At 41.2% G+C, this 26,215-nt stretch carries 14 protein-coding genes; 12 read left to right on the top strand and 2 right to left on the bottom strand.

The genetic code is table 11. The features are described 5' to 3' along the window. Positions 1-206: 206 nt before the first annotated feature. On the top strand, positions 207-716 hold the full coding sequence (locus DW036_RS22850) for a flavin reductase family protein (protein WP_118466336.1): 510 nt from the start codon (positions 207-209) through the stop codon (positions 714-716). Positions 717-782: 66 nt separating this feature from the next. Here the strand turns inward: DW036_RS22850 and DW036_RS22845 are convergent, their stop codons facing one another. Then, the gene (locus DW036_RS22845; protein WP_118466335.1) at positions 783-2,465 is read right to left on the bottom strand and encodes a SulP family inorganic anion transporter; all 1,683 of its coding nucleotides are present in this window, start codon (positions 2,463-2,465) and stop codon (positions 783-785) included. Positions 2,466-2,574: 109 nt separating this feature from the next. Here DW036_RS22845 and DW036_RS22840 point away from each other — a divergent pair, with 109 nt between their 5' ends. The 11 genes from DW036_RS22840 to DW036_RS22790 all read left to right on the top strand — a co-directional run bounded on the left by DW036_RS22840 (position 2,575) and on the right by DW036_RS22790 (position 25,648). After that, on the top strand, positions 2,575-6,441 hold the full coding sequence (locus DW036_RS22840) for a response regulator (protein ID WP_118466334.1): 3,867 nt from the start codon (positions 2,575-2,577) through the stop codon (positions 6,439-6,441). 369 nt (positions 6,442-6,810) lie between these two features. After that, positions 6,811-8,151 (top strand): hypothetical protein, encoded by a 1,341-nt coding sequence (locus DW036_RS22835; RefSeq protein ID WP_233560530.1) that lies wholly within the window; start codon positions 6,811-6,813, stop codon positions 8,149-8,151. 28 nt (positions 8,152-8,179) lie between these two features. Then, the gene (locus DW036_RS22830) at positions 8,180-11,263 is read left to right on the top strand and encodes a TonB-dependent receptor (RefSeq protein ID WP_118466332.1); all 3,084 of its coding nucleotides are present in this window, start codon (positions 8,180-8,182) and stop codon (positions 11,261-11,263) included. A gap of 15 nt (positions 11,264-11,278) precedes the next feature. Continuing rightward, on the top strand, positions 11,279-13,294 hold the full coding sequence (locus tag DW036_RS22825) for a RagB/SusD family nutrient uptake outer membrane protein (protein ID WP_118466331.1): 2,016 nt from the start codon (positions 11,279-11,281) through the stop codon (positions 13,292-13,294). A gap of 77 nt (positions 13,295-13,371) precedes the next feature. Beyond that, a complete protein-coding gene (locus tag DW036_RS22820) occupies positions 13,372-14,304 on the top strand; it encodes a BT_3044 domain-containing protein (RefSeq protein WP_118223737.1) in 933 nt (310 codons plus the stop codon). 196 nt (positions 14,305-14,500) lie between these two features. Continuing rightward, positions 14,501-17,068: an MG2 domain-containing protein gene (locus tag DW036_RS22815; RefSeq protein ID WP_233560529.1), complete on the top strand. Its 2,568-nt coding sequence runs from the start codon at positions 14,501-14,503 to the stop codon at positions 17,066-17,068. 32 nt (positions 17,069-17,100) lie between these two features. Further along, positions 17,101-20,718 carry a family 43 glycosylhydrolase gene (locus DW036_RS22810; RefSeq protein WP_118466329.1) on the top strand — a complete coding sequence of 1,206 codons (3,618 nt, stop codon included), beginning with the start codon at positions 17,101-17,103 and terminating at the stop codon, positions 20,716-20,718. 332 nt (positions 20,719-21,050) lie between these two features. Then, entirely contained in the window at positions 21,051-23,498 is a 2,448-nt protein-coding gene (locus DW036_RS22805; protein ID WP_233560528.1) for a thioredoxin family protein, read from the top strand. A gap of 88 nt (positions 23,499-23,586) precedes the next feature. Next, entirely contained in the window at positions 23,587-24,150 is a 564-nt protein-coding gene (locus DW036_RS22800; RefSeq protein ID WP_182423733.1) for an RNA polymerase sigma factor, read from the top strand. Continuing rightward, on the top strand, positions 24,147-24,554 hold the full coding sequence (locus DW036_RS22795; RefSeq protein WP_118466327.1) for a hypothetical protein: 408 nt from the start codon (positions 24,147-24,149) through the stop codon (positions 24,552-24,554). Before DW036_RS22800 ends, DW036_RS22795 begins: the two co-directional genes overlap by 4 nt. Positions 24,555-24,565: 11 nt before the next feature. Next, positions 24,566-25,648 (top strand): hypothetical protein, encoded by a 1,083-nt coding sequence (locus tag DW036_RS22790; RefSeq protein ID WP_118466326.1) that lies wholly within the window; start codon positions 24,566-24,568, stop codon positions 25,646-25,648. 40 nt (positions 25,649-25,688) lie between these two features. Here DW036_RS22790 and DW036_RS22785 read toward each other — a convergent pair whose 3' ends face one another. Beyond that, complete coding sequence (locus tag DW036_RS22785) at positions 25,689-26,069, bottom strand: MmcQ/YjbR family DNA-binding protein (RefSeq protein ID WP_118466325.1); 381 nt, start codon at positions 26,067-26,069, stop codon at positions 25,689-25,691. Between the last annotated feature and the right edge of the window lie 146 nt (positions 26,070-26,215).

Genomic DNA, 26,215 nt, shown 5'->3' with positions numbered 1-26,215 from the left:
ATAGATCCTACAAACGGGAAATAATGAAGTGATAAGAGCATAGTAAAGCAACTGAGTAGTTTCGATTATATATGAATTTTCTAATAAAAGTATATGAATTTTCGATTGTAATCGAAACTATTGGCTTTCAAGAGAAGGTGTACGTCACGTACAAGCATGGAATTTATCAGAAATATTAAAGTGATTAATTATATAATATGTATACAATGAAACCTATTGCAATTAAAGACCTTTCAGAGAACTTCTTTGAAGTTATCGGTAAAGAATGGATGCTGGTGACGGCAGGTAATAAAGATCATTTCAATACGATGACTGCCAGTTGGGGCGGTATAGGCTTCCTATGGAACAAACCGGTGGTCTATGTCTTTATCCGTCCGGAACGTTACACGTTTGAGTTTATTGAGAAGAGTGAATACTTCACACTCTCTTTCCTGGGAGAAGAGAATAGAGCTATCCATAAGATATGTGGAAGCAAGTCGGGTAGGGAAGTAGACAAGGTAAAAGAGACGGGACTGAAACCGGTCATTACAGAAAAAGGAAATATTCTTTTTGAACAAGGACGTCTCAGTCTGGAATGCCGCAAGCTTTATACGGATGTAATGAAAGAAGATTGTTTCATCGATCCAAGTGTTTGTAAGCAATGGTATGGTGGCGCTCATGGCGGTTTGCATCATATTTATGTGGCAGAGATTACCGGAGCATGGGTAAAGGAATAATTATCTTTTGATAAAATAAAGGAGGGAATGATTTTTTCATTCCCTCCTTTATTTTATTACTCTGTTTTACTCATTCAGTAATTCTTTTGATCTTTCCAATGCCACATTGATATTCGGGCAGATATTCCTTTCACCCAGAAGCTCATAGAAACCGGATTTTTGCAACGCTTTATGCACCTTTTCGTTCACACCGGAAAGTACGATTGTCGTCTTTTCCCGTTGTGCCATCTGGCAGAGACTGGTCAGGTTGTGAATACCTGTTGAATCAATGAAAGGTACTTTCCTCATACGTATAATGCGCACTTTGGGACGGTCTCCAAGCCTGGACATGATTTCCTCAAACTTAGTGGCGATACCGAAGAAGTACGGACCGTTTATCTCATACACTTCCACACCTTTAGGGATAGACAGGTTTTCTTCATCTTCTTTACTGTTAGATTCTTCATTCAGATTAATCTCATCTTTGATAACAGAAATTTCAGTGGTTTCCATGACACGATGCATGAAAAGTACACAAGCTATGACAAGACCCACTTCAATAGCAATGGTTAAGTCGAAAATAACTGTCAGGAAGAAGGTAATCAGCAATACGGTGACGTCTGATTTCGGATTCTTCAGTAGTGCCTTGAATGTGCGCCAGCCACTCATGTTATAGGAAACAATCACCAGCACACCTGCCAGACAAGCCATCGGAATATATTGTGCCAAAGGCATAAGGAACAGAAGGATAAGCAAAAGCACCACTGCATGTACCATACCTGCAACAGGGGTTTTACCGCCATTATTTATATTAGCCATTGTACGTGCAATGGCACCGGTGGCGGGAATACCACCAAACAGAGGTGTTATCAGGTTGGCAGCTCCTTGTGCTATCAATTCCGTATTGGAATCATGCTTGTCACCGATAACACCATCCGCTACCGTAGCAGAAAGCAGTGATTCGATGGCCCCTAATACTGCAATGGTAATGGCTACAGGAAATAAGTCTTGGATAGCTTCCCAGTTCAGTGAAGGCATTACTGCATCCGGTAGTTCTGCTTTGATGCTGAAACGGTCGCCAATGGTATCTATACAGTTGATTCCGGCATAAGTCTTCATCAGATATACCGCTACTGTTACTACAATAATGGCAATCAGCGACCCCGGTATTTTCTTTGAGAATTTCGGGGTTATGGCGATAATTGCAATACTTACAATACTGACAATCGTGTTCCACCAGTTGATGGTATCGAAATGCTGGAAATAGATCATCCATTTCCCGATAAAATCTCCGGGAACTTTTTCACCGCCGAAATTAAGCCCGAAGATATCGGCTATCTGCGTGGTGAAGATAGTGACGGCAATACCACTGGTGAATCCCACAATGATAGGATAGGGGATAAACTTGATTACAGCACCCAGCTTGAATATCCCTAACAGGATAAGAATGACTCCCGCCATCAGCGTGGCAACAATCAGTCCCGCTTCTCCGTATTGCTGGATGATGCCATAGATAATGACGATAAAAGCTCCCGTAGGACCACCGATCTGTACTTTACTACCTCCCAGCATGGAGATAATGAATCCGGCAATGATTGCCGTGATAATACCTTTTTCGGGTGATACACCGGATGCAATACCAAACGCAATGGCAAGTGGCAGGGCAACGATACCTACTATGATACCGGCCATCAGGTCTGCCATGAATAATTCTTTCGAGTAGTTTTTCAAAGCCGTGAATAGCTTTGGTCTGAATTCGAACGCTTTCATAGATAATCTGTACTTTTTGTGAAACGAGGTGCAAAATTAGACAAAATAATGCATATATTGGTCAATTGCTTTCAAATATATTATATTTGCAGGAGCTAACAGTAATATTATGAAATCACGGCTGCTTATATTCTTTCTTTTTCTTTCTATTTTTAATGTATATGCTTCGGATGTGAAGTTTTATAATATTAATGCGATGTATGGAATTTCCATGCGGGAGATGGCTTCTGTCTGCAAAGATGAGAATGGCTTTATCTGGGCTTCATCCAAAACGGGTATATTGAGAATTACGGAAAGTGATTATCGCATTTATCAGCTCCCTTATAAAACAGCCAATATCATAAATGTCAAACTGGTCTATAATGATTCGTTTTTAATAGCGTATACGAATAATGGGCAATTTTTTCATTATAATGAACTGTATGACCGGTTTGATTTATTTCTGGATCTTAGAATATCTTTCAATAATACTTTTTTAAGTGTAGGTAAAGTTGTTATTGATGATGAACAGGCTCTCTGGATTCCTACGTCCGGGGGATTGTGCAAATATAAAAATGGAATATTTACCCAAATAGGTGAGGCGCCAATTCGAACACAGTGCATAACGTCTTATGATCAGACACATCTGCTTGTAGCCAGTCAAGACAGTATTAGATTATTAAATACAAATACGTTGGAACAAAAAAGTATATGTGGAATAGAAGATATGTTTCAGATAAATACTCTTTTTTATGATCATAAAAGAGAGGTTGTATGGATAGGAACTTCCACTGATGGTCTTTTCTATCTGGACATGAAAAAGAAAACGTTATTGCCATTTTCTAATTTCCCAAAGCAACCTATCGCAGTGATAACGGAAAGTTCCGATTCAACACTGTTAGTCGGAATCGACGGGCAGGGAGTATGGGAATTGGATAAGGATAAAAAAAAGGTTCTGAACATTCTGAAAGAAGATATTGATAATCCTTTCTCTCTCCGTGGGGATGGAGTTTATGACATCTTTTGCGACGGTCAGCAGAGAGTGTGGGTCACTACCTATACTGGTGGGCTTTCTTTCTTCGACTGGAAATCTCCCTTGATTAATCAAATCACCCATCAGGTTAATAATCCGAATTCTTTAGGGAATGATAATGTAAACAAGATACTGGAAGATAGTAAAGGAGATATCTGGTTCGCTACGAATAATGGGATAAGCAGGTGGAGGGTAGCCACTAATGAATGGAATACTTATTATCAGAATAAACAGGAACAGGCACAGGTCTTTCTGGCTTTATGTGAAGATGATGAAGGAAACATTTGGGCAGGTTCGTTCTCATCCGGATTTTATGTTTTAGATCGGAATACCGGGAAAGAATTGGTTCATTATCCGCGGAATACATCGGATTTGAAATCTGACGGTAAATTAATAATGAATATATATAAGGATAGCGAGGGGGATATCTGGATTGGAGGTATACAGGACGTAATATGTTATTTAACGAAAGAAAAACGCTTTCATACGTATGGTGCACAGCCCATGCGTACGTTTATGGAATTTTTACCGGGAAAAATGCTGTTAGCCTGTACCTATTCTGTGCTTTTATTAGATAAAAAAACAGGGAAAATCACTTTTCTGCCGGAATGCCTTGCACAGGATCTTTTGGTAATGGAGGATGATATCTGGGTGGCTACTTCCGGAGACGGATTGCTGCATCATAACTACACAACTCGTGAAACTCATAAAATAACAGTGGAATCCGGATTGCCATCTAACTATGTGAATAGTGTCATGTATGATAATGGATATTTATGGTTAGGAACGGAAAATGGATTGTGCCGCTATAATCCTGCCGACAGCACGGTGCATGCTTATTATTCCACTTTAGCTCTTTCAAGTGCTTCGTTCAATGTGAATGCCAGCTGTAAATTACGCAATGGTGAATTGATGTGGGGTACAAATAATGGGGCGGTAATGTTTAACCCCAATAAATTATATCATACCCAGCTCAACGGGGAGATTTATTTCCAGAATATCACTATTTCCGGCAGTTCTATCAGAGAAAATCAGGATTTGTTGCGTGGAATTCCGGTAAATAAACAAACAGATATTTCATTCAAATATGATCAGAATACTTTGACGCTTGAGGTATTGCCTATTGGCGTTTCTTCCAAAGAAATAAAATTTTCATGGAAAATGGAAGGGCTTGATACAGAATGGTCACATCCTTCCAATCAGCAGATAATCACTTATACCAATATTCCTAATGGGAATTTCCGGCTTAAAGTAAGAATGTACAATAATTCACTTTCTCAGATAGTTGATGAACGTACATTGGACATACACGTTATTCCGCTTTACTGGCAGACGTGGTGGTTCCGTCTGGTGGTATTCATTATTATAATGAGCATTACATTCTTTGTGCTTAAATTCTATATAAACCGTTTGAAACAGCGTCATGCTGAAGATAAAATCCGTTTTTTCACAAATACGGCTCATGATCTTCGTACATCGATAACGTTGATAAACGCGCCTATTCAGGAATTGAATAAAGAGAAAGAATTATCAGACAAAGGGCATTATTATCTGAATCTGGCTACGGAACAGTCTGAACGTTTATCTAATGTTGCAACCCAACTCCTGGATTTTCAGAAAGTGGATATGGGGAAAGGACAACTGTTTCTGGTAATGGTTGATATCGTTAACTTGGTGTACAGGCGGAAAACTATGTTCAAGTCTACGGCGGGGAAAAAGAATGTTATATTGGAGTTTGTCTCTAACAGGGAATCTTATATGTCAGCTGTCGATGAATTGAAAATAGAGAAAGTCGTTGATAACTTGATATCTAATGCTATAAAGTATTCTCATACGGATGGTAGGGTAGAACTTACATTGAATTGTAATGAGTACTATTGGAGCTTGGAGGTAAGAGATTATGGATTGGGTATCTCGGATAATGCTCAGAAGAAGCTGTTCAAAGAGTTTTATAGAGGAGATAATAAGGTTAATTCACGCATGGTAGGTTCTGGGATAGGCCTGTTGTTGGTGAAGAATTACGTTTTAATGCATGAAGGGAAAGTCTCTCTTGAAAGTAAGGAGAATGAAGGTTCTTTATTCAAAATAAACATCCCTTATAAAGAAGTGGTTGAGGTTGCACCTGCTGAACATGAAGAACTGGGAAATATAACATCTGCTGATGGCTTGTCTGATCAATCGGAATATAAAAGGGAAGATGATAAATCCGAAAAGAAGAAATCTATATTAATCGTAGATGATAATAAAGATTTGCGGAACTTCCTGAAGTGTTCTTTTGAAAACCAATATAACATCTTAGAGGCTGGCAATGGCAATGAAGCATGGGAATTACTTCAAAAGGAATCTCCAGAATTGATTATTTCGGATGTGATGATGCCTGATATGGATGGCTTTGAGTTATGTAAATTGATCAAATCTACTTTTGAAACTTCGCATATTCCGGTGATCCTGCTAACTTCACTTTGTGATAAAAGTGACCAGTTGGAAGGTTTAGGTTTGGGAGCGGAGGACTATATCACGAAACCTTTCGATATATCACTTTTGGAGCAACGAATAAAGTCCCTTATGCGGAACCGGGAGATCGTCAGAGAGAAAGCTTTGAAATTGATAAAGTCGGATAATGATAATCAACAGGTTATTTTGAACAATGAGCTTAACGATCATTTTGTGAAAAAAGCAGTGGAAGTGATCCATAATAATATGCAAAATCTAGATTTTGATAAGGAAAGCTTTGCTATGGAAATGCATGTGAGCGGTTCACTGTTATATAAAAAAATAAAAGCATTGACAGGCCAATCACCTATTGAGTTTATTAAATCCATTCGTTTAAACCGGGCTTTGGAATTACTCCAATCTCATAAATACACCATCACGGAAGTTAGCGAACTTTGCGGTTATTCCAGTATCAGTTACTTTAGTACGGTATTTAAGAAATATTTTGGAAAGTCTCCTACAGAGGTGTGATTTACTTCTTTTTTCCTCTTTTTTATTATTTATTAGTTAGAATATCTAATATCTAAAATTATATATCTAATATCTAAAAGTGTATTGGGTACACTTCTGTAGCTTTGTGCATCGATGTACAGAATGTATATCGATGGAATTATTGTTATGTTAAATCTAATCAAGTTAATCTTATGAAATGTATGTATGATGATGACGGTTAAGTCAGCTATTTATGTAAAGACTGTAAAATCAGAGATGGCCGTAGCGATACACATCACTTTCGGTGATCTGCAATGAGTTTTACGTAGCTTTGACATTTAAAGGGGGGGCTGATGCCAATGGCTACTATTATTAATGAAAAACATAGAACCCCATTACTTATATATTATGAAAAACAAAAAGCTTTATTTTCTTTTTCTTTTCTTAAGTATCTTATTCGCTGGTTGTAATGGCGAAGCAGAGATTGAGAAGTGGCCTGAAATAGGTAATTACTATGACTCAAGCAAACCTATTGCTTTTGAAGCAATGGCACCTGACTGGGGAAGAATCAACGATTCTTTTATTATCAAAGGAAACTTTCCGGTTGACACGACCGGAAAAGTCAAAGTTTTCTTTGCCGACAAGGAAGCTGTTATCGTAAACAACAACGGAAATGAACTGTATGGGCTTATCCCTAAGCAATTACCTGGTTATAATGAAGTAACATTGGAAGTTGATGGTAAGAAGTACACATCTCCCGATGTACACTTCAAGTATTATCAGACACAATCGGTGACGACTATATTGGGAGCTTTCACCGATGAGGACTGGACCGATGGCGGAGGAAGCATTAAGCTGGATGAGTTTCGACTGACACAGGGCACGGGAATCGCAACTGTGGCTGGACAGAAAGGTGATAACTTCATTTTCCTTGGAGGAGGATGGGGTGACAGAACCTATTTCGTATCGTTGGATGATCGCATGGTCGTTAAATTGACAGGTATCGGCTTTATGGGCTCTGTCGCAGTGGACAATACAAGAGAAAAAGCTACCATCATGCCCCGTGAGGGAGGTGCGGTATATACAGCTGCCCGCGAAGACGGATGGACGCTAAATTCACTCGGAATCAAGGTGCCCGCCCAAAATTACAGTGGTAACAACCAAGGTGCGTTGGCTTATGCCGAAGATAATCGCTACGTCTATTGTAGAGGAGGTGAAGCGTTCTATAGGATTGACTTGGAGGAAAAAAGCTACGAAACCATGTTTAACTACTCCGAGTTTCCGGAAGAATTTGCCGGATTGAATACCAAGCAGTGGCGTAGTGACATCACTTACAGCAAGTTCCATAAATGTTTCTTTTTTTCCTTTGCAGAAAATAACGGTATATTGAAGGTTTGGCAAGATGGCTCTGGCAAGTGGAATGTGGAGCGTTATGCCGGTTTCAGATCGGGAGGTAAAACTGTATTGGGAGACCGATTGAATGATGCCGTGTTGAGAGAGCCTATGGGCATGGCTGTAAACAGCAGTGGTGAACTGTATGTCTGCTGTGGTGCAGGCCATTGCATTTTGAAGATTGATGGACGCCTTGTTTCCTTGGTGGCAGGAAATCCTGATAAATCAGGAAAAGTAAATGGATTCCCTACTGATGCATATTTTGATCGCCCGCTATGTATTGCTCTTGATTCGGAAGAGAACTTCTTCATTGGTGAAGAAAATTCAAGAGCAATCAGAAAAATGACAATAGAGTGAACATAGAACCAATATAAAATGAGTCAATATGAAGATAAAATATATATTACTGTTTCTCGTGGCATGGATGACTTCTATGAGTTCAGCCTATGCGCAGCAGACTGTGACGGCCTCCGGTTTGGTAATGGATGAAAAGGGTGAGGCCTTAATTGGTGTGTCAGTATCTGTCAAGGAAGTCCCTTCTATGGGTGCCATCACAGATTTGGACGGACGTTTCCGCATGACAGGCATCAAAACCGGCAATACCTTGCTCATATCCTATATTGGATATGATACGCAGGAAATCAAAATGACCAAGAATGACGAACGTATGCGTGTAGTGCTGAAAGAGAGTGCCAACTTGATGGACGAAGTGGTGATAACGGCATCGGGTAAGGTACAGAAAAAAATTAACGTGACGGGTGCTGTTACGGGTGTGGAAGTAGCTACGCTGAAGACGCCTGCTTCGTCTGTAACCAATATGCTGGGTGGACGCGTACCGGGTATCATCTCCGTTACACGTAGTGGAGAGCCGGGTAAGGACTTCTCTGAATTCTGGGTGCGCGGTATCAGTACCTTTGGTGCCGGACAGGGAGCTTTGGTGTTGATTGATGGTATTGAAGGAGACTTGAATACGCTGGACCCCGAAGATATTGAGAGTTTCTCTATTTTGAAAGACGCTTCCTCTACGGCTGTATATGGTGTGCGTGGTGCCAATGGTGTAGTATTGGTAAGTACCAAGAAAGGAAAAGCGGGAAAGTTAAGTTTACAGGTGAAAGCCAATGCCGGTATTTCTTATTCTGCACGTATGCCTGAATTTGTAAATGCAGCAGATTATGCGGCTCTGGCTAATGAAGCTGCCGTGACACGTGGTCGTATTCCTGTCTATTCCGATGTGGATGTGGATTTGTTTAGAAATCACATGGATCCTGATTTGCATCCTGATGTGAATTGGCGAGATGTAATTCTGAAAGATTATACTTGGAATCAGCAATATTTCCTGAGTGCATCAGGTGGTGGTGAAGTGGCTCGCTATTACATCAGTGCCGGTTTTACCACGAAAGATGCTATCTTCAAGCAAGATAAAGACGTAAACAGATATAATACGAACGTAAACTATAATAAGTTTAACTTCCGTGCCAATGTGGATGTGAATGTAACACCTACAACTACCCTTTCGTTGAACGAGGAAACAGTGATTGTGAGTCAAAACTATCCGGGATATGGAAACGACACTAAGGCATTGTGGGAAGCACAGACCAATTTGACTCCGGTTACCGTGCCGTTGATGTACACTACAGGAGAGGCTCCGGGTTACGGCAGTGGGAATTCTCAAATCAGTCCGTATGTATTGTTGAACATGACAGGATATCAGAAACTGTATTCTAACAACAATAAAATCACAATGCAACTTAATCAAGATTTGAAGATGATTACTCCTGGACTTTCTATCTTGGGTTTGGTCAATATCGACTCTTATAGTGCATTGACACAAATGCGTCAAAAAATGCCGGCTATTTATTATGCCTATGGCCGTAATCGTGACGGTACGCTCAATTTGGAAAAGATGTCTGAATCTAAGGATCCTTCATACGGAAATTACCAAGATTCCAGTCGTAAGTTCTATTGGGAATTCCAACTGAATTACAACCGTTTGTTCAATAAGCTACACCGTGTAGGTGCTTTGATTAAAGCTGATTGGAGCGATTATGAAGCATCGAGGTATAATCAATTGTTGACTGCTATCCCTAAGCGTTATAACAGTTACTCAAGCCGTTTTTCTTATTCGTATGATGATACTTATATGGCTGAGTTTAATGTGGGTTACACTGGTTCGGAGGCTTTTGAAAAAGGTAAGAAATTTGGTTGGTTCCCCGCTGTTTCTGTGGGTTGGGCACCTACGCAGTACAGATTCTTTCGTGACAGGGATAATTTTATTAACTATTTCAAAATCAGGGCTTCGTATGGTATCGTAGGTAATGACCGTCTCACTTGGGATGACTCGGTGCGTTTCCCCTATTTGACCTTGATTGGCAGTACGGGTTCCGGTATCTGGAATAACGGTTCCGGTTTGACGGAAACACAAGTAGGTTCCAGTAACCTGCGTTGGGAGAAGGCTAAGAAAGCTAATATCGGTATTGATATGCGTTTCCTCCACGAACGTTTTGATATGACAGTCGATTTCTTCCAAGATAAACGTTCCGGTATTTATCAGCAACGCCAGAGTGTACCCGAGGAGATGGGCCTTGTAACATTGCCTTGGGCCAATGTGGGTGAAATGAAGAGCTGGGGTATGGATGGTACCATCTCGTACAGGCAGCCTTTGGGTGACAATGACAAATATTTGATTGTACGTGCCAACTACACGCAATCCATGAACGAGATTACCAACTATGAGGAAGATCTCAAGAAATATCCTTATCAATCAGCTGTAGGTTATCAAAGCGGTATCAATCGAGGACTGATAGCTTTGGGGTTGTTTAAAGACCAGGCGGAAATAGATAACAGTCCACGTCAGACATTTGGCGATTATTTGCCGGGTGATATCAAGTATAAGGATGTTAATGGTGATGGTCTTATCAATTCGGATGATGAGGTACCCCTGAAGTATTCTTATGTACCTCAGATTCAGTATGGATTTGCTACGGAGTTTAACTGGAAAAATTTCAATGTGAGTGTCCTGTTTGAGGGAGTAAGCCGCGTTACCTATTTCAAGGGAGGTAATATGTATCGCCCGTTTGCACAAAGTGCTGTCGGTAACGTGATTACGGATTTCGCCAACCCGGCTAATCGCTGGATTTCCCGTGAAATATCAGGAAACCCAGCTACTGAGAATCCGAATGCTAAGTATCCTCGTCTTTATTATGGAGGTAGTGCCAACAACGATAGAAATTCTACATTTTGGTTGTCGGATGGCGGTTACTTGCGTTTAAAGAACATACAGGTGTCTTATACAGCTAGGGGAGCGTTCCTGAAAAAACTGGGTCTTCAGAAGGCGGTCTTCAGTCTGATTGGTGATAATCTGGCTGTGTGGTCTAAGGAAAAAATGTTAGACCCGGCACAGGCGGGGGACAATGGTAATGCTTATCCTATCCAACGTGTGTACACTTTGCAATTAAATCTTTCATTCTAATGAAACCTGACAATTATGATAAAATTTGGAAATTATAAAAGAATATTTGGACTTCTTGGCAAAATTGCCATTATAGCCATTGTGTTTGGTTCGAGTTTTATTTTCGGCTCATGCGAAAAATACTTGGACATTGAAAAATATGTATATGACCAGACCACGCTCGACTCCATATTTCTTTCCCGTTCCCGAACGGAAGAGTATATCAATGGAGCAGCTGCCCTGCTTCCTGATGAATCTAAACTGACCGGAAATGACTGGGGAGAAGTTGCAACTTTACCTAGCGGATTGGGGTCGGATGAGGGTATTGTTCCAAACGTGTGGGCCAGCAATGCGATACTCTATGATGAAGTAACAGAGACGAATTCACGGTATAATCCGTGGCCGAATTGTTATAAAGGAATACGTAAGGCTAACATTATTTTGGAGAATATTTCCAAGAACAAGGAACTTACTGAAATGGAAATGCGTGATTTTATGGGAAGAGCCTATTACCTGCGTGCTTATTTCTATTTCTATATGGTAAGATTATACGGGCCGGTGGTGATACTTCCTGACCGTGCTTTCGAAACAGACGAAGATGTGGCTAATGCCTCCTTTGAGCGTTCCACGTATGACGAATGTGTGGAAAAGATTTGTGCAGATTTTGAGACGGCTGCCAATTTGTTACCGGGCGATAGAATCGAATCTTTGCAATATTTACCCACCAAAGGTGCTGCCCTGGCCTTCAAAGCGCGTTTGCAACTTTATGCCGCCAGTCCTCTTTTCAACGGAAACACCTATTATGCAGACTGGAAAGATTCACAGGGCAGGAACTTCATTGCTCAAACGGAAGATAAATCCAAGTGGGGAAAAGCGGCTGCCACGTTCAAGCGAATTATTGATTTGAATAAGTATGCTATTCATACGGTAACCAAGTTAGATAATGGAAAAGGTACCGGTACATGGCCTCTTCCTGAAACGGTATCTGATGCCAACTTTCCCGATGGGGCCGGAAATATAGACCCTTATAAGTCGTATAAGACTCTGTTTGATGGTACTTATCAGGCTAATATTGTGAAAGAATATATTTCTTATATACCAAGCGTGATGGGAAGTGGAGCAGGATATGGAGATTATCGTATTGTTACGCCCAGCAAAGTCTTTGGAAATGCTATGTATAGTGTTACGTTGGATTTGATTGACGAGTATCGTATGGCAGATGGTAGAGCGTTTAGCGAGGCTACTCCTGAAGAAAAGTCCGGGAATGCAGTAGGGCAGGATGCTACATTCTCGGGGGATTACCGTCTTTCCGGTTTGAGAGCTCATCGGGACAATGGTCGTGAACCGCGTTTTTACGCCACTATTGGTTTTAATGCCTGTGTATGGCCTTGTACTTCCTATCGTGGAGGTGATTCTGGTGTCAGAAATTATGTAACAGACTATTATTCTGGAGGTAGTGCCTCAAACTTGAATGACAATAACCATCGAAACAGAACCGGATATACCAATCGTAAATATGTGAATCAAGATGACTGTATCGTTTGGGAAGGTACGTGCAAAGCCAAAACTTATCCATTGTTCCGTTATGCCGAAGTATTGTTGGGTTATGTAGAGGCTATGAATGAGATGGAAGGCTCATATACGGATGAGGAAGCACAGGTGACGGTTACCCGCGATGTGGATCAGATGGTAAGCTACTTCAATCAGATTCGCTATCGTGCCGGTCAGCCGGGTATCACAGCAGCCGATGCTTCTGATCAGGCCAAGATGAGAGATTTGATTAAGCACGAAAGGCAGATTGAATTTGCTTTTGAAGGTCAGCGCTTTTGGGATTTGCGCCGTTGGAAAGATGCTTACGAAGCGTACAATAGACCTGTTAGAGGGTTGGATGTAAGCGCCTCACAATCACAGCGTGAGCAATTTTATACAGAAAGAGTATGGAATACGGAAAAGACCATGAAGCGCGTCTTCTCTAATAAAATGTACTTGTGGCCTCTCGACAGAAATGTGCTGAGAAAGAATGGTAAATTAGTACAAAATCCAGGTTGGTAATCATTGACCCCTGTTGTCTGGTAACTCTGGACAACAGGATTGGAAATCTATTTAAAAACTTAGTAACTTAAAATGATATGAGAAAAATAGCATTTTTATCGCTCGGCTTATTGGCTTTTAGTTTGGTGGGTTGCGATAATAAAATACCTATGGAGGAGAATTTGTATCCCGAATCGGTCTATTTGGTAGGTGCCAAAGATAGAATAATAGACAGAAACCTGAATATTGGCTATGCAAAGGACACGGTATATGCCTCTGTGGCTATCAGTGGTTCGCTACTGACGAAGACGGATGTGACTGTCAAGGTGCGGGAATATCCTTCTGGCATTGAAGATTACAATGCAAAAGAACGTGTGGCCGATGATATTATGTATCGCACGTTGGTCGATGGCATTTATAGTATTCCGCAGGAGGATGTAGTGGTAAAGGCGGGAGAAGTATGTGGTACTTATCCCATTTACATCGATCCCTCTACTTTGCATATTGATTCGCTCTATATGCTTGCGTTCAAATTGGAAGAGACTTCTCATTTTGAACTGGCCAAGGAGGATACGGTGTTGCTCGTCCGTTTGAATCTGATGAATGATTATTCCGGCCTTTACTATATAGACGGTACCATCGCTTTGAAGGATGCTCCCGATGATGCTATTGTATACAAGTCGCCTCGTACGCTACAGGCGGTAGTTGATGGCAATACGGTGCGTATGTATCATCAAAAGAACGAATGGACGAAAGGTTCCCCGGACTACCGACCGGACTATTGCATTAACATCACCGTGAATTCCGACAATTCTTTGAAATTGACACCCTGGGATAAGTTTGAACTTATTGACGGTGGTGGCCAATACTATCCTGACATGAAAGTATACGACTTGTGGTACACATTTAGGGATAAAGAGGATGGCTTGCTGAAAGAAACGAGAGGGTTTGTTTATAAAGAACGTAAGAATGATGATGAAGTGCGTGAGATAAATGACTGGATGGAAGAACATAGAAAACAAGATTATTAAGAGACTATATTTAAGGTAAAATCAGATTGCATTTTTTATTACCATTAGTTTAAGAAAGTGGTGCTTCGTGAGAAGCGCCATTTTCTGTAAAATATATAAAAATTATACCATGAGAATATGTTTCATTTCTTTATTATTGCTGCTGTGCATACAAGATGTATTTACCCAAGATTTATTGGTTGTAAAAACGGACTCTATGAACATAGAAAACCTCTTTTCTCAGCAACTGTCACATTTCCCTCAGGAAAAGATTCACCTTCAGACAGACCGTGGCATTTACATGTCCGGTGAAACCCTTTGGTTTAGGGCACATTTAGTAGACGCTCTTATGCTAAAGCAAGCTAATGCTAGCCGATATGTATATGTAGAGCTAGTTAATCCGTTGGGCAATTTGGTGGGAAGAGTGAAAATAAGACCGGACTCTTTGGGGTGTTTTTACGGACATATTCCATTGGGTGAGGACCTGCCGGAAGGCAACTATTCTCTCAGAGCCTACACTTGGTTCATGCAGAATATAGGTGAAGAGTACTTTCCCCATAAACTGATTTATATATCCGATCCTGTATCCGAAGCGATATCTCCGGAAATCAGTTATTCTACTGAAAACAACGACGTTCATGCGGAAATACATTTTCTCAGTAAACCGGACAACCGATCCGTCACTCCCACACAAGCCATTCTTTTCTCCGATGGAGACAGGGACAAAAAAGGAAAAGTCTTATCATTGGAAAGAGAAAATACCCATTACACTTTCAAAGAGAAAGAAATTCCCGCTTCGCGTACATTTTTATTGCAGACAGTGTATGACGGAAAAATTTCCAATCGCTATTTCAGAATCCCCGAATTGAGTAAAACCTTTGATGTGGCTTTCTTCCCCGAAGGAGGTCATGCAGCTCAATCCACCACAATCAAAATGGCATTTAAGGCCATCGATGCAGATGGTTTGTCTACAGAGATAGAAGGTCAGGTGCTTGACGAAGAAGGTCAGGTATGTGCCGATTTCAAAAGCCAGCATTTGGGTATGGGGAGTTTTCGGATGTATTATGTTCCCGGAAAAAAGTATCATACCGTTTGTAGTGACGGAACAGGCGTTTCCAAACGTTTTGATTTGCCCGAACCTTCTCCGGATGCTATCTCCCTGAATACACTTTGGTCTAAAGATTATTTGCGGGTAAGTCTTTCCAAATCACCCGATACCTCATTGGGCACTTCGCTGACACTGGTGGCGCATTTGCGGGGCATCGTTCTGTATGCACAGCCTTGGGATGATAAACAAAATTATGTTGATTTTGAAAAAGACTTTTTTCCGGCGGGCATCGTTCACTTTCTGCTGGTTGATGAAGGGAGAAATATTCTGAGCGAACGTTTAGTTTTTTCTCTGCAAAAAAGTGCACTGGCGCAGACTGAAGTCCGGCTTGACCGCGAAAACTACTTGGCAAGAGAGAAGGTAGATATGGATATACAGATTAAAGATATAAATGGAAACCCCATGTCAGGCAACTTCGCACTTGCAGTTGTTGACAGAACAGACGTGAAGCCGGATACCGTTTCCAACATTGTTTCCACCTTATTGCTCACTTCCGATCTTAAAGGACACATTGAGTCACCGTTGAGTTACCTGCAAGACAACCGCAGTTCTTCTTATGCCCTGGATTTGCTGATGATGACACAAGGCTGGCGGAAATACAACATACCGGAGGTATTGAAAGGCAACGTAACCAGCGCATTGCCCTATAATTTGGAACTGGGTGATGAAGTTTCCGGTAAAGTAGAGGGCTTGTTTTCTGCATTGAAAGAGGGAAATATCTCTTTGCTCGCCCTTAAAGATTCACTCATCGGGACAGAACTGACGAAGCCTGACCGGAATGGGCGGTTTGTATTCGATAAACTGGAATATCCCAGTGGTACTCACTATATTGTCCAGGCGCTCAGCAAGAAAGGTTCTTCAAAAGTCTTTATTGAACTGGACCCCTATAAATCATTTCCTGCCCCTAAAATCGGATTTATTCCCCGCATTGAAAAACCACATATAGAAGAAAACTATATGGCAAAGATGGATCAGAAGTATACGATAGAAAATGGAATGAGAGTCTATAATCTGGCGGAAGTGATAGTGACAGCTAGAAGAGAGAGAGCTGTAAAAACGGAATCTCCCTTTTATTCGGTGGGAGTTTCGAAGGTGCTGACGGAAGAGGATGTAAAAAAAGGACATTTTATTTCTACATACGACCTCTTGCGACGTTTGCCGGGTATTACTGTCACGAATAGTGAGGTGCGTTATCGATTTGCTCCGGTCATGGTGTTACTGGACAATGTTCCCGAAGAAAACTTTGATTTTGACCTATTGGACGTGGATGACATCAAAGATGTTTTTTACTCCCCTGCCACTTCTGTCGGTCCTCTTTACGGGTCGGCTGCGGGAAATGGTGCCATAGTAGTCACTACGAAGAATGGGTTTGTACAGAAAAATAAAATGAACAGCAACATGCAGACTATTACGACTTTAGGTTATCAGCAAACTGTAGAATTCTACTCACCGGCGTATGACACGGAAGCAAAGAAAAAATCCGTCAAGCCAGACTTACGTTCTACGATATACTGGAATCCGAACGTGCAGGTTGATGAATCGGGAACTGTTCACGTCAGCTTTTATACAGCCGATTCTGCTGCCGATTATGGGGTAGTGATAGAAGGTGTTTGTACATCGGGTAATCTCATTTATTCAGGTGAAAAAGTAATATCGCGGCATAGCGATTCTTATTAATTTTTTGTTGAAGTAATTTAAATATATAGCTTATGAAAAACATTACAAACGTATTTTACGAATTTCTTATAGCTTTATGCTGTTTGATGTCTTCTTCCGCACTTTGGGCATGGGAAGATATGTCAATGCCTCGACTGCATGTTGAAGGCCGTTATCTGGTAGACCCGCATGGGAATAAAGTGAACCTGCATGGGTTTGCACAGACCTATAGTCCGTGGTTCAATGAGATGGGGCAGAAGTGGGACAATTATGATGTGGAGAAATGCTTGAAATACAATCAGGGGTTGATTGACGACATTATGGCTGCCGGTTGGAAAATGAATTTTCTTCGATTACATATGGACCCGTATTGGTCAAATTCTCCGGGAATTCATGTAGAAGGAGAGAATGACATTTCAGCATTCGATTTCAATCGGTTTAAAAACTATCTTGATAGGGTATTTATTCCGATGGCGGAATATGCTGTCTCGAAAGGACTTTATGTAGTAATGCGTCCTCCCGGAGTATGTCCGGAAAAAATAGCTGTGGGAGATGAGTATAATCAGTATCTTATTAAAGTATGGACACACGTAGCCCAGCATCCGAAATTGAAGAATCATCCGAATATTATGTTTGAACTGGCCAACGAACCGATTAATATACTTGGTCCCGATGGTACTTACGGAGCCGGTTCGCAGGGACACTTCGATAAACTGAAAGAGTATTTTCAGTCGGTGGTAGATGCGATGCGTGCACAAGGTTGCGGTAACATTCTTTGGATACCTGGTCTGGGTTATCAAGGGTTGTATAAAGGGTTTGCCGTCAATCCTATCGAAGGAGATAACATCGGTTATGCGGTACATCTCTATCCGGGCTGGATGGGAAGTGATGGAGAAAATGGGGATGGTGGTTCCAGTACGGGAGGCTATGAACCTTTCCAGAAAGGATGGGATGATTCCGTAGCTCCGGTAGCATCATTCGCACCTATCATGATAACAGAAATGGATTGGGCACCGTCAAAATATAACGCTTCGTGGGGGAAGGCTCATACCGGTACATTCGGCGGTCCCGGTTTTGGAGCAAATATGAAACATATTGTAGATAATTCGGGTAATGTGAGCTGGCTTATTTTTACGGGTGCTGATTTGTTGGCAAAATTTAAGGATACTCCACCTGCTGAGGGAGAAGCGTACACCTTCCTGACCGATCCCGAAGCCTGTCCGTGGCCTGCCTATCACTGGTATCAGGAGTATGCAAAGGAAAATTATCCACGTCCTGATTTTGCTTATCAGTCACATAGTGATAATGGGGATGGCACATACACTAATCCTGTTATATTCGGTGACTTCCCTGATCCGGATGTAATCCGTGTGGGTGATGTCTATTATATGGTATCCACCACCATGTACATTTTCCCCGGAGCCACCATTCTGAAATCTTATGATTTGGTGAACTGGGAGTATTGCTGTAATCCGTTGGAGCGCATAGAGGCATCCGATGGTTATAATCTTGAAAATGGTCAGAACCGTTACAGCCGTGGCCAGTGGGCAACAGCTCTTCAATATCACAACGGCAAGTTCTATCTCCTGTTTACTACACTGGATGAAGGTGGATACCTATTGACCACTACCGACATTGAAGGTGAGTGGGAAAAGAAGAAGTTAAATGATGGTTTTTATGATTGCGGATTGCTTTTTGATAATGATAAAATATACGTAGTTTACGGTATCAACCAGCTTCGTATAGCCGAATTGGATGAAGATTTCAATAAAATTCCCGGCAGTGATAAGGATGTGGTTAAATGGTCTTTCCGCGAAGGGCTTGAAGGGAGCCGTTTGTATAAGATAGGTGAGTATTATTACATTTACTCTACGTATGGAGGATGGCCTGCTTTTCAAACTGTTTTCCGCTCCAAGGATATTTATGGACCTTATGAGGAAAAGAAGCTGATAGACGATGACAACATTCATCAGGGAGCTTTGGTAGAAACGCAGACCGGAGAGTGGTGGACTATGCTTTTCTATGATAAAGGTGCTTATGGACGATTCCCTAACCTGCAACCCGTAAAATGGGTGGATGGCTGGCCTGAAATAGGTGAGAACGGAAAAGGAGTCACTACCTATCGTAAGCCCGATGTTGGCAGGGAATACCCCATAAAGTCATTGCCTACCAATGATAATTTCAGGCATTATAAATTAGGACTGCAATGGGGATGGAATCATAATGCGGACAGATCAAAATGGTCGTTGACTGAACATGCCGGTTATTTGCGGTTGTATACGGCAAATGTTACCGACAGCTTACATAAAGCCAAGAACACATTGACTCAGAGAATTCTGGGGTATCCTCAGGACTTGGAACATTCCTATGGCACGGTCAGGATGGAGATAGGCGAGATGCAGGAAGGCGATGTGGCAGGATTGGCAGTATTTCAGGACCCTTATGCGTTTATTGGCGTTAAAGTCATAGATGGGCAGAAGCGGTTGGTTTATACCACTGCCCCTGTTGTATCGTTGGCTGCAAAATCGGAGCAGATAGGAGAAGTGATCACCGAACAGGTAATCTATCTGCGTGCTATTGCCAATTACAACACAAGTAGGGCAAGCTTCTATTACAGTTTGGATAACAAGACCTATACAAAATTTGGGGATGACCTGAATATGAAGTATGATCTGACGGTATTCACGGGCAATAAGTTCGCCATCTTTAATTATGCAACTGTCCAGACAGGAGGCTATGTGGATGTAGACTGGTTCTCTACCGAACCGGAGTTTGATGAAGCATTCTATTTTGACGACTCTTTTGAGGGGTATAGTGAAGAATCATTGACCTTAACCGAATTGACCATCAATGGAAAAGAAGAGTTCACTTTGCTTACCGGAAGTTCTTCTACAATTACAGTGAAAGGAATATATGCCGATGGTCATACGGAAGATATTACCATGGCGGCCGATTATGAAAATCAGAATCCGGATGTCATACGTGTAACTAATGGACGTATAATGGCTTTGCAAGATGGAGAGAGTGATATAATTATCAGTTATAAAGGCCCTTTAGGTGACCGTCAGTCTTTAAAGATTCATGTAACTTCTTCTACTTTTCCGCTAACCGCAGAACTGTTTAATCCCAATATTTGGGAGACCGGTTCTTTTGATGAGAATACACATACATTGGTGACCGGACAGTATGGTTTCGGTGGCTGGTGGTACGATAACGGCATTGATTTGTCGGAATACAAATACGTTGTGGCAAAAATAGGCAATGATAACTCAAACAACGGTGCTTCATTTCGTTTATTTGATGAGAATAGCTATTGGTCGGGAGCTGCTGAATATGAAGTTAAGAACAGTAAGCAAGTGGTTGTTGATTTGAATAATATGTATAAGAGTAATTCTAAAGTGAAACTTGATCCGAGCCACATTTATGGTGTAGGTTTTTGGTCGTTCGGCGGCAGCCCTATTATTATCGATAAAGTCTATCTGACTAATTCCGATGATTATGAAGATCCTACGGGCATCGAGGATGTGACCGTGGATAAAGATCCTCTGGTAGATGTCTATACCATTACGGGAATCAAGCTTCGCACTCAGGTGCGCAGAAGTGAGGTGATCCGGGAACTGCCTGCAGGAATTTATATTGTAGGCAGAGAGAAGATTGCCATATTGGAGTAATATGATGATAGAATCTGATTAGTTTACATGAACAAACAATCGGCTTTTTAAAAAACATATTTATAAGGATGATATAATCCGGCCTACAGGTGTTTGTAGCCGTGTGTTGAAAGGGCTACACCTTTTTGTCCGGATGGCTACACCCTTTTACTCTCATGGCTACACCTTTCCATATAAAGGGTGTAGCTATTCCAAAAGGATACTTTACTCTTAAATATCAGTTATTGAAAAATATTTATTTAAAATAAAAAGTCTTTCCTTTTTATTGCTTATATTTGTCAGAGTGAGCAACCTTTAAATTTTAGTAGAAATTAATCATATACAACTATACCATGAGAAAACTTATTTTCCTTTTCCTGCTTTGCATCACTTGTATGCTTCAGGCACAAAATGTAATTGATAATCCTAAGTTTAAATTCCGTTCGGGCAGCATCTATAATATTACCCGCATTGAACGTACTCCGGATGCAACGAGGTTGCATATCCATGTTATTTTCCGTCCGCATTGGTGGGTGATGCTAGGTAAGAGTACTTATCTGGAGGATGCGGATACCGGTAAGAAATATTATCTTACGGGGAGCGAAGGTTTTGAACTGGATAAAGAAGTATATACACCGGATTCGGGAACTTTGGATTTTGTGCTTCTTTTTCCACCGCTTCCTGAAACAACAAAAGAGATTCATTTCCTTGATGACGATGAAGGTGATGAGTCGCATACATTCTATATATCTTTGGAGAAAAAAGATGCCAAAGCCTCACTCTTTGATGAAGTCTCCGGCAACTGGATGGGAATGGATGACTATTATGAATGGGCTTTTGGCATATATGATTCTCTTGTTGTCATGGACAATTGTTTCTATCAGTACGAAACGATCCGTCAGAAAGGCAAAAGTATGCTGTTGACTTTGAAAGATGACCGGGGCGATAAAGTGGAGCTGGAACTGACCCCGCAAAAGAATGGTTTGTGCCGGATAAGGAAAGATAAAGAACCTGCCCGGTTTTATTCGCGGGATACGGGAAACATGAAGGCGATGCAGGTTGAAGAGAATGAGAGTCCGGTATTCCGTCGTGATAGTGTTTGCCTGCAAGGATACATTGCCGGCTATGATCAGAAATTGGGCTTTACCAATGGTCTGATTTATGTTTCTAATGATTTGACAAGAGAAGATTATCCGATGGTGGTAACTCTGCAGCCTAATGGAAGGTTTGAATGTAAATTTGAGATCAACTATCCTATGGTGAGTTCGGTTGTGTTCAATAATGATTGGATACCCTTTTATATAGAGCCGGGACAGACCGTAACCATGTATGTAGATTGGGAAGCGATAATGGCCCGTAGTCGTGCCCGTGATCATTATTATCCTCTTCATAATGTCCATTACATGGGATCTACCGCATATATAGGAAAGGCATTGAAATATGTGGATGATTTATTCGTATTTCGTTATGAAGATTTCTCGAAAATGCAGAAAGAACTGACTCCCGCGCAATTTGCCGAACGTTGCGAACCCATGTTTCGTCGTTGGTCAGAGCAGGCTGATTCGCTTGTAGCTGCCAATCGGTATGTGGGAAAGGCGGCGCGTTTGGTGAGAAATGCGGCAAAGATTTCTCAAGGCTATAAGATGTTGGACTTTGTAATGGATAGGAATTATCTGGCGCGAGAGAATAAGGATAACGAGGTTCTGAAGGTTAAGGAAGATTCAACTTATTACCACTTCTTACGTCAGATGCCGCTTAACGATAGTCTTATCGTAGTGGACAGGCATTTCAGCACGTTTATCAATCGTCTTGAGTATATGGATTTTGCAAGAGCCATGGGTGACACCGCTGTTACGAAAATGGATGTGGTGACATACACATATCCTGAAAAATCTATTCTTACCTATCTGAAAAAGCATGGCGCCGAGTTTACTCCCGAACAGGAAGAGCTACGGAAACAACATGAAGAAAAGGCGGGAACAACATTGGAAAGGCCCGTTGAAGAGCTGATTGCTGAAACAAAAATCTGGAAAGAGCTTATGGAAAAGTATAAGGATTTATTCGAAGCATACAAAGCGGAACATGAAGTAGCGAATGATACTGAAGCAGAAGATAAAAAGCCTGATAATGAATTGTATGCCAACGGTTTCTTTGAAGATCAAAGTATGAAAGTCGGGCAATTGGATACAATAGTGGGATATAGGCCATTTGTTTCTCAGGTAATTCCTTTGCGTAGCCTGCCTTATAATTTGAAATCCCTTGATGAAAAGTATGCCCGCTATCTGCTGGATAAAGAAAAGGAATTTATCGTTCATCCATTTTTATTTGCCGAGGCGGAACGTTTGTATGCCAAGGCGTTTCCGCTACAAAATGATAGCACGTATGTTTTGCCTGAAGGACCTGCTACTGAAATTTTCCGTAATATCATTAAAGCCCATACAGGTAAAGCTTTGTTTATCGATTTCTGGGCAACGTTTTGCGGTCCCTGTCGTGGAGGCATTGAACATACCGCCGGTTTGCGTCAACAGTATAAAGATCACCCGGGTTTTCAGTTTATATACATAACCAGTGATCGTGAAAGTCCCGAAAAGACTTATAATGAATATGTAGAGAAGAATCTGAAGGGTGAGGCTTGTTATCGTATCCCCCAGGCAGATTACAACTATCTCCGCCAGTTATTTCACTTTAATGGTATTCCTCATTATGAATGGATAGAAAAAGATGGTACCGTATTGCGAAATTCTCCGGGAACTTATAATCTGGAGGAATTTTTGAAGAAGCGTTTCGGGAATAAAGATTGATATTTTCCATTATTAAGTATTATTTTAGCTCTTGTTTATTGACCGGAAGGTTTTTCTTACGTATCATATAATAAACGAAGATATTATTATGATGGACCAGAAAAAAATACAAGAGCTTATAAGTAGGAGCCAGCAGGAGGATGCAGTAGCATTCTCTCTGCTGGTTTCTACGTTTCAGCCACTTGTATTCCGGCTTGCTTTCCGATTGCTGTGCGACGAAGATGAAGCTAAAGATATGGTACAGGAAACCTTTGTAAAGGTGTGGCTGGCGCTGGGTAAATATAATGGTGAGTGTCGCTTCTCTACCTGGCTTTATAAAATCACTTGCAATACCTGTTATGACCGTCTGCGCTCCCTGCACCATTCACCACTCGATAATGAAGCAGATTATTCCGTTTCCGCGAATATCTCGTCAGATGATAATGTAGAATTGGCAGTGGTGAACAAGCAACTGTGTGAACTAATCCTGAGATATACCGATGAGCTGTCTCCCCGGCAAAGGTTGATTTTTACATTACGGGATATTGAGGAACTGGATGTGCCGGAGGTGCAAATTATCACCGGACTTTCTGCCGGAATCATTAAAACCACCCTTTACCTGGCCCGGAAGAATATACGAAACAAAATGAATCAAATAGATGCTGGCTTATGAAACAAGATGATAAACTTTACAATGAATGGCTTGATGAGGTGAGAAATGTACAGCCTATATTGAGCAATCCGGATGAACTGACTACCGCCATTTTGCAGCAAGTGAGCAGGATAGTTCCCCGAAAGAAGAAAAGGAAAAGCCTGCTGATTGGCAGTTGGGTATCCGGGATAGCCGCAGGATTTTTGTTGTGCTTGTTGGTGAGTGAGACTCTTCTTAGTCCGGTTCCCGATGGTGTCAGAGTAGAAGAGGAGTATCGTTTCCAAGAAAACAGTGCTTATTCCCTGCCGGAAGGCTGGGAGAAGATGAGGCTTTCTGAAAAGAGCGATTACCTGTCCGGACAGTATGTGCAGTATAAGAAGCTCAGACAAAAGAGAGTAATGGAACTTACAAAGAAAACTTATTAAATTATATCATTATGAGAACGTATAAATGGATGGCAGCCATTGTTTTGCTGCTCGGTATGACTTCTTGCGGTACCTATTACCGAATGGTTTCTCAGGTAAATAGTGATGGTAGCATGCACAGAGAGGTATATGCTTATGGCGACTCTGCTTTCCTTGCAGGAGACAGGGATCATAATCCGTTTTTATTCCGAATAGATTCGGGATGGGAAGTGAGCAATCTGGACTCTGTTGTTAAATTCAACTGCTGGGGAGATGAAGACAAACTGAATGTGAAAGTTTGCCGGACTTATCCAACGGTAGGTTCCGATAGCTTCAGTACTTTGGATGGAAAGGAATACAGTCTTCCTTTGGTAGTCCCGGTTGAAAAACTCCGGAAAAGCTTCCGCTGGTTCTATACATATTATCAGTATACGGCTACCTACGGTGAATTACCCGATAAAGGTCCGGTACCTCTCGAAAATTATATGAGTAAAGAGGAGCAGCGGATATGGTTCCGGGGAGATCAGGAGGCTTTGATCGGATTAAATGGTATTGAACAGAATAATAGGTTGGATGACATTGAAGCCAAATTCTGGAAATGGTATAACCGTAGTCAGTATGAACTGAGTTGTGAAGTAATTCTTCATTTCATTACGATAAAAGGAGATACGGCCTTTGTACATCAGTTGGCAGATCTGAAGGAACCGGTTTATGGGAAGTACTTTTCCGGAAAAGATACCGGTGATGACGGATCACCTGAAGAGGTATGCAATTATCTGGATGAATTGAGTCAAACGAAATATTTCTCAAACTTATATGCGGACAATAAAAAGCCAATGGATGATCTGTTTGAGGAAAAAGGGCGGATTGCAGAATTGTTTGGTTATGCTGTGCTGTTTGAGTTATCCATGCCGGGCAGGGTGGTTTCTACCAATGCAGCCATGCAAAAAGATGAGTCACTCATTTGGAAAGTAGATGCTTTTCGTCTTTTGGACAGTGATTATATGCTTGTTGCCGAATCCCGTGTAGTTAATTATTGGGCTTTTGGCATTACATTATTACTGATATTGCTTATTGGTGGATACTGTTGGCGACTGTATAGAAAACTTTCATAACTCTGTAGAATTCATATATATCATATTAATGCTGGGAGTGCTACTCATCACTTGATAGTAGCATTTCCCGTTCTTTCTTTGTCAGGCTTTTGACAACAATGTCATAAGACTTGCTTACGAGTTCTTTAATTTTCTCGTTAGGTACATCCTGATTAAAGTAAACACTGATCCAGTATTTTTTATTCATGTGCCATCCGGGCTTTATTCCTATATATGTGGTTTGTAATTCTCCTGATTCTTCTGGATTGCATTTGATACAGCAAAAGTCAAAGATTTCGATATTTACAAAGCAGAACCATTTATCCGCTACATAAAAGCATAGAACATCACGACTGTATTTATCGGGGACATTGGGAAACGGTATTTTCTCACGAACACCTTTTAATGACAGACAATATTCTCTAAATTCTTCGATATTCATTTTGATGGTTTTTAAAACGGTATACAGAGGCAAATATAGCACTTTTAAAGCGAATTCTGGCTGAATACTTAATTATCTGTTGCAGTCATGCTTTTTCATTATCTGTATCTATTGGTGAGTTATCTTAGTTAGGAATCTGAGATATA

This window comes from Bacteroides sp. AF39-11AC (assembly GCF_003474285.1).
In the GTDB taxonomy this organism is placed as follows: domain Bacteria; phylum Bacteroidota; class Bacteroidia; order Bacteroidales; family Bacteroidaceae; genus Bacteroides.
The sequence above is the reverse complement of the archived record's forward strand: the minus strand, read 5'-3'. Positions and strand labels throughout refer to the sequence as shown.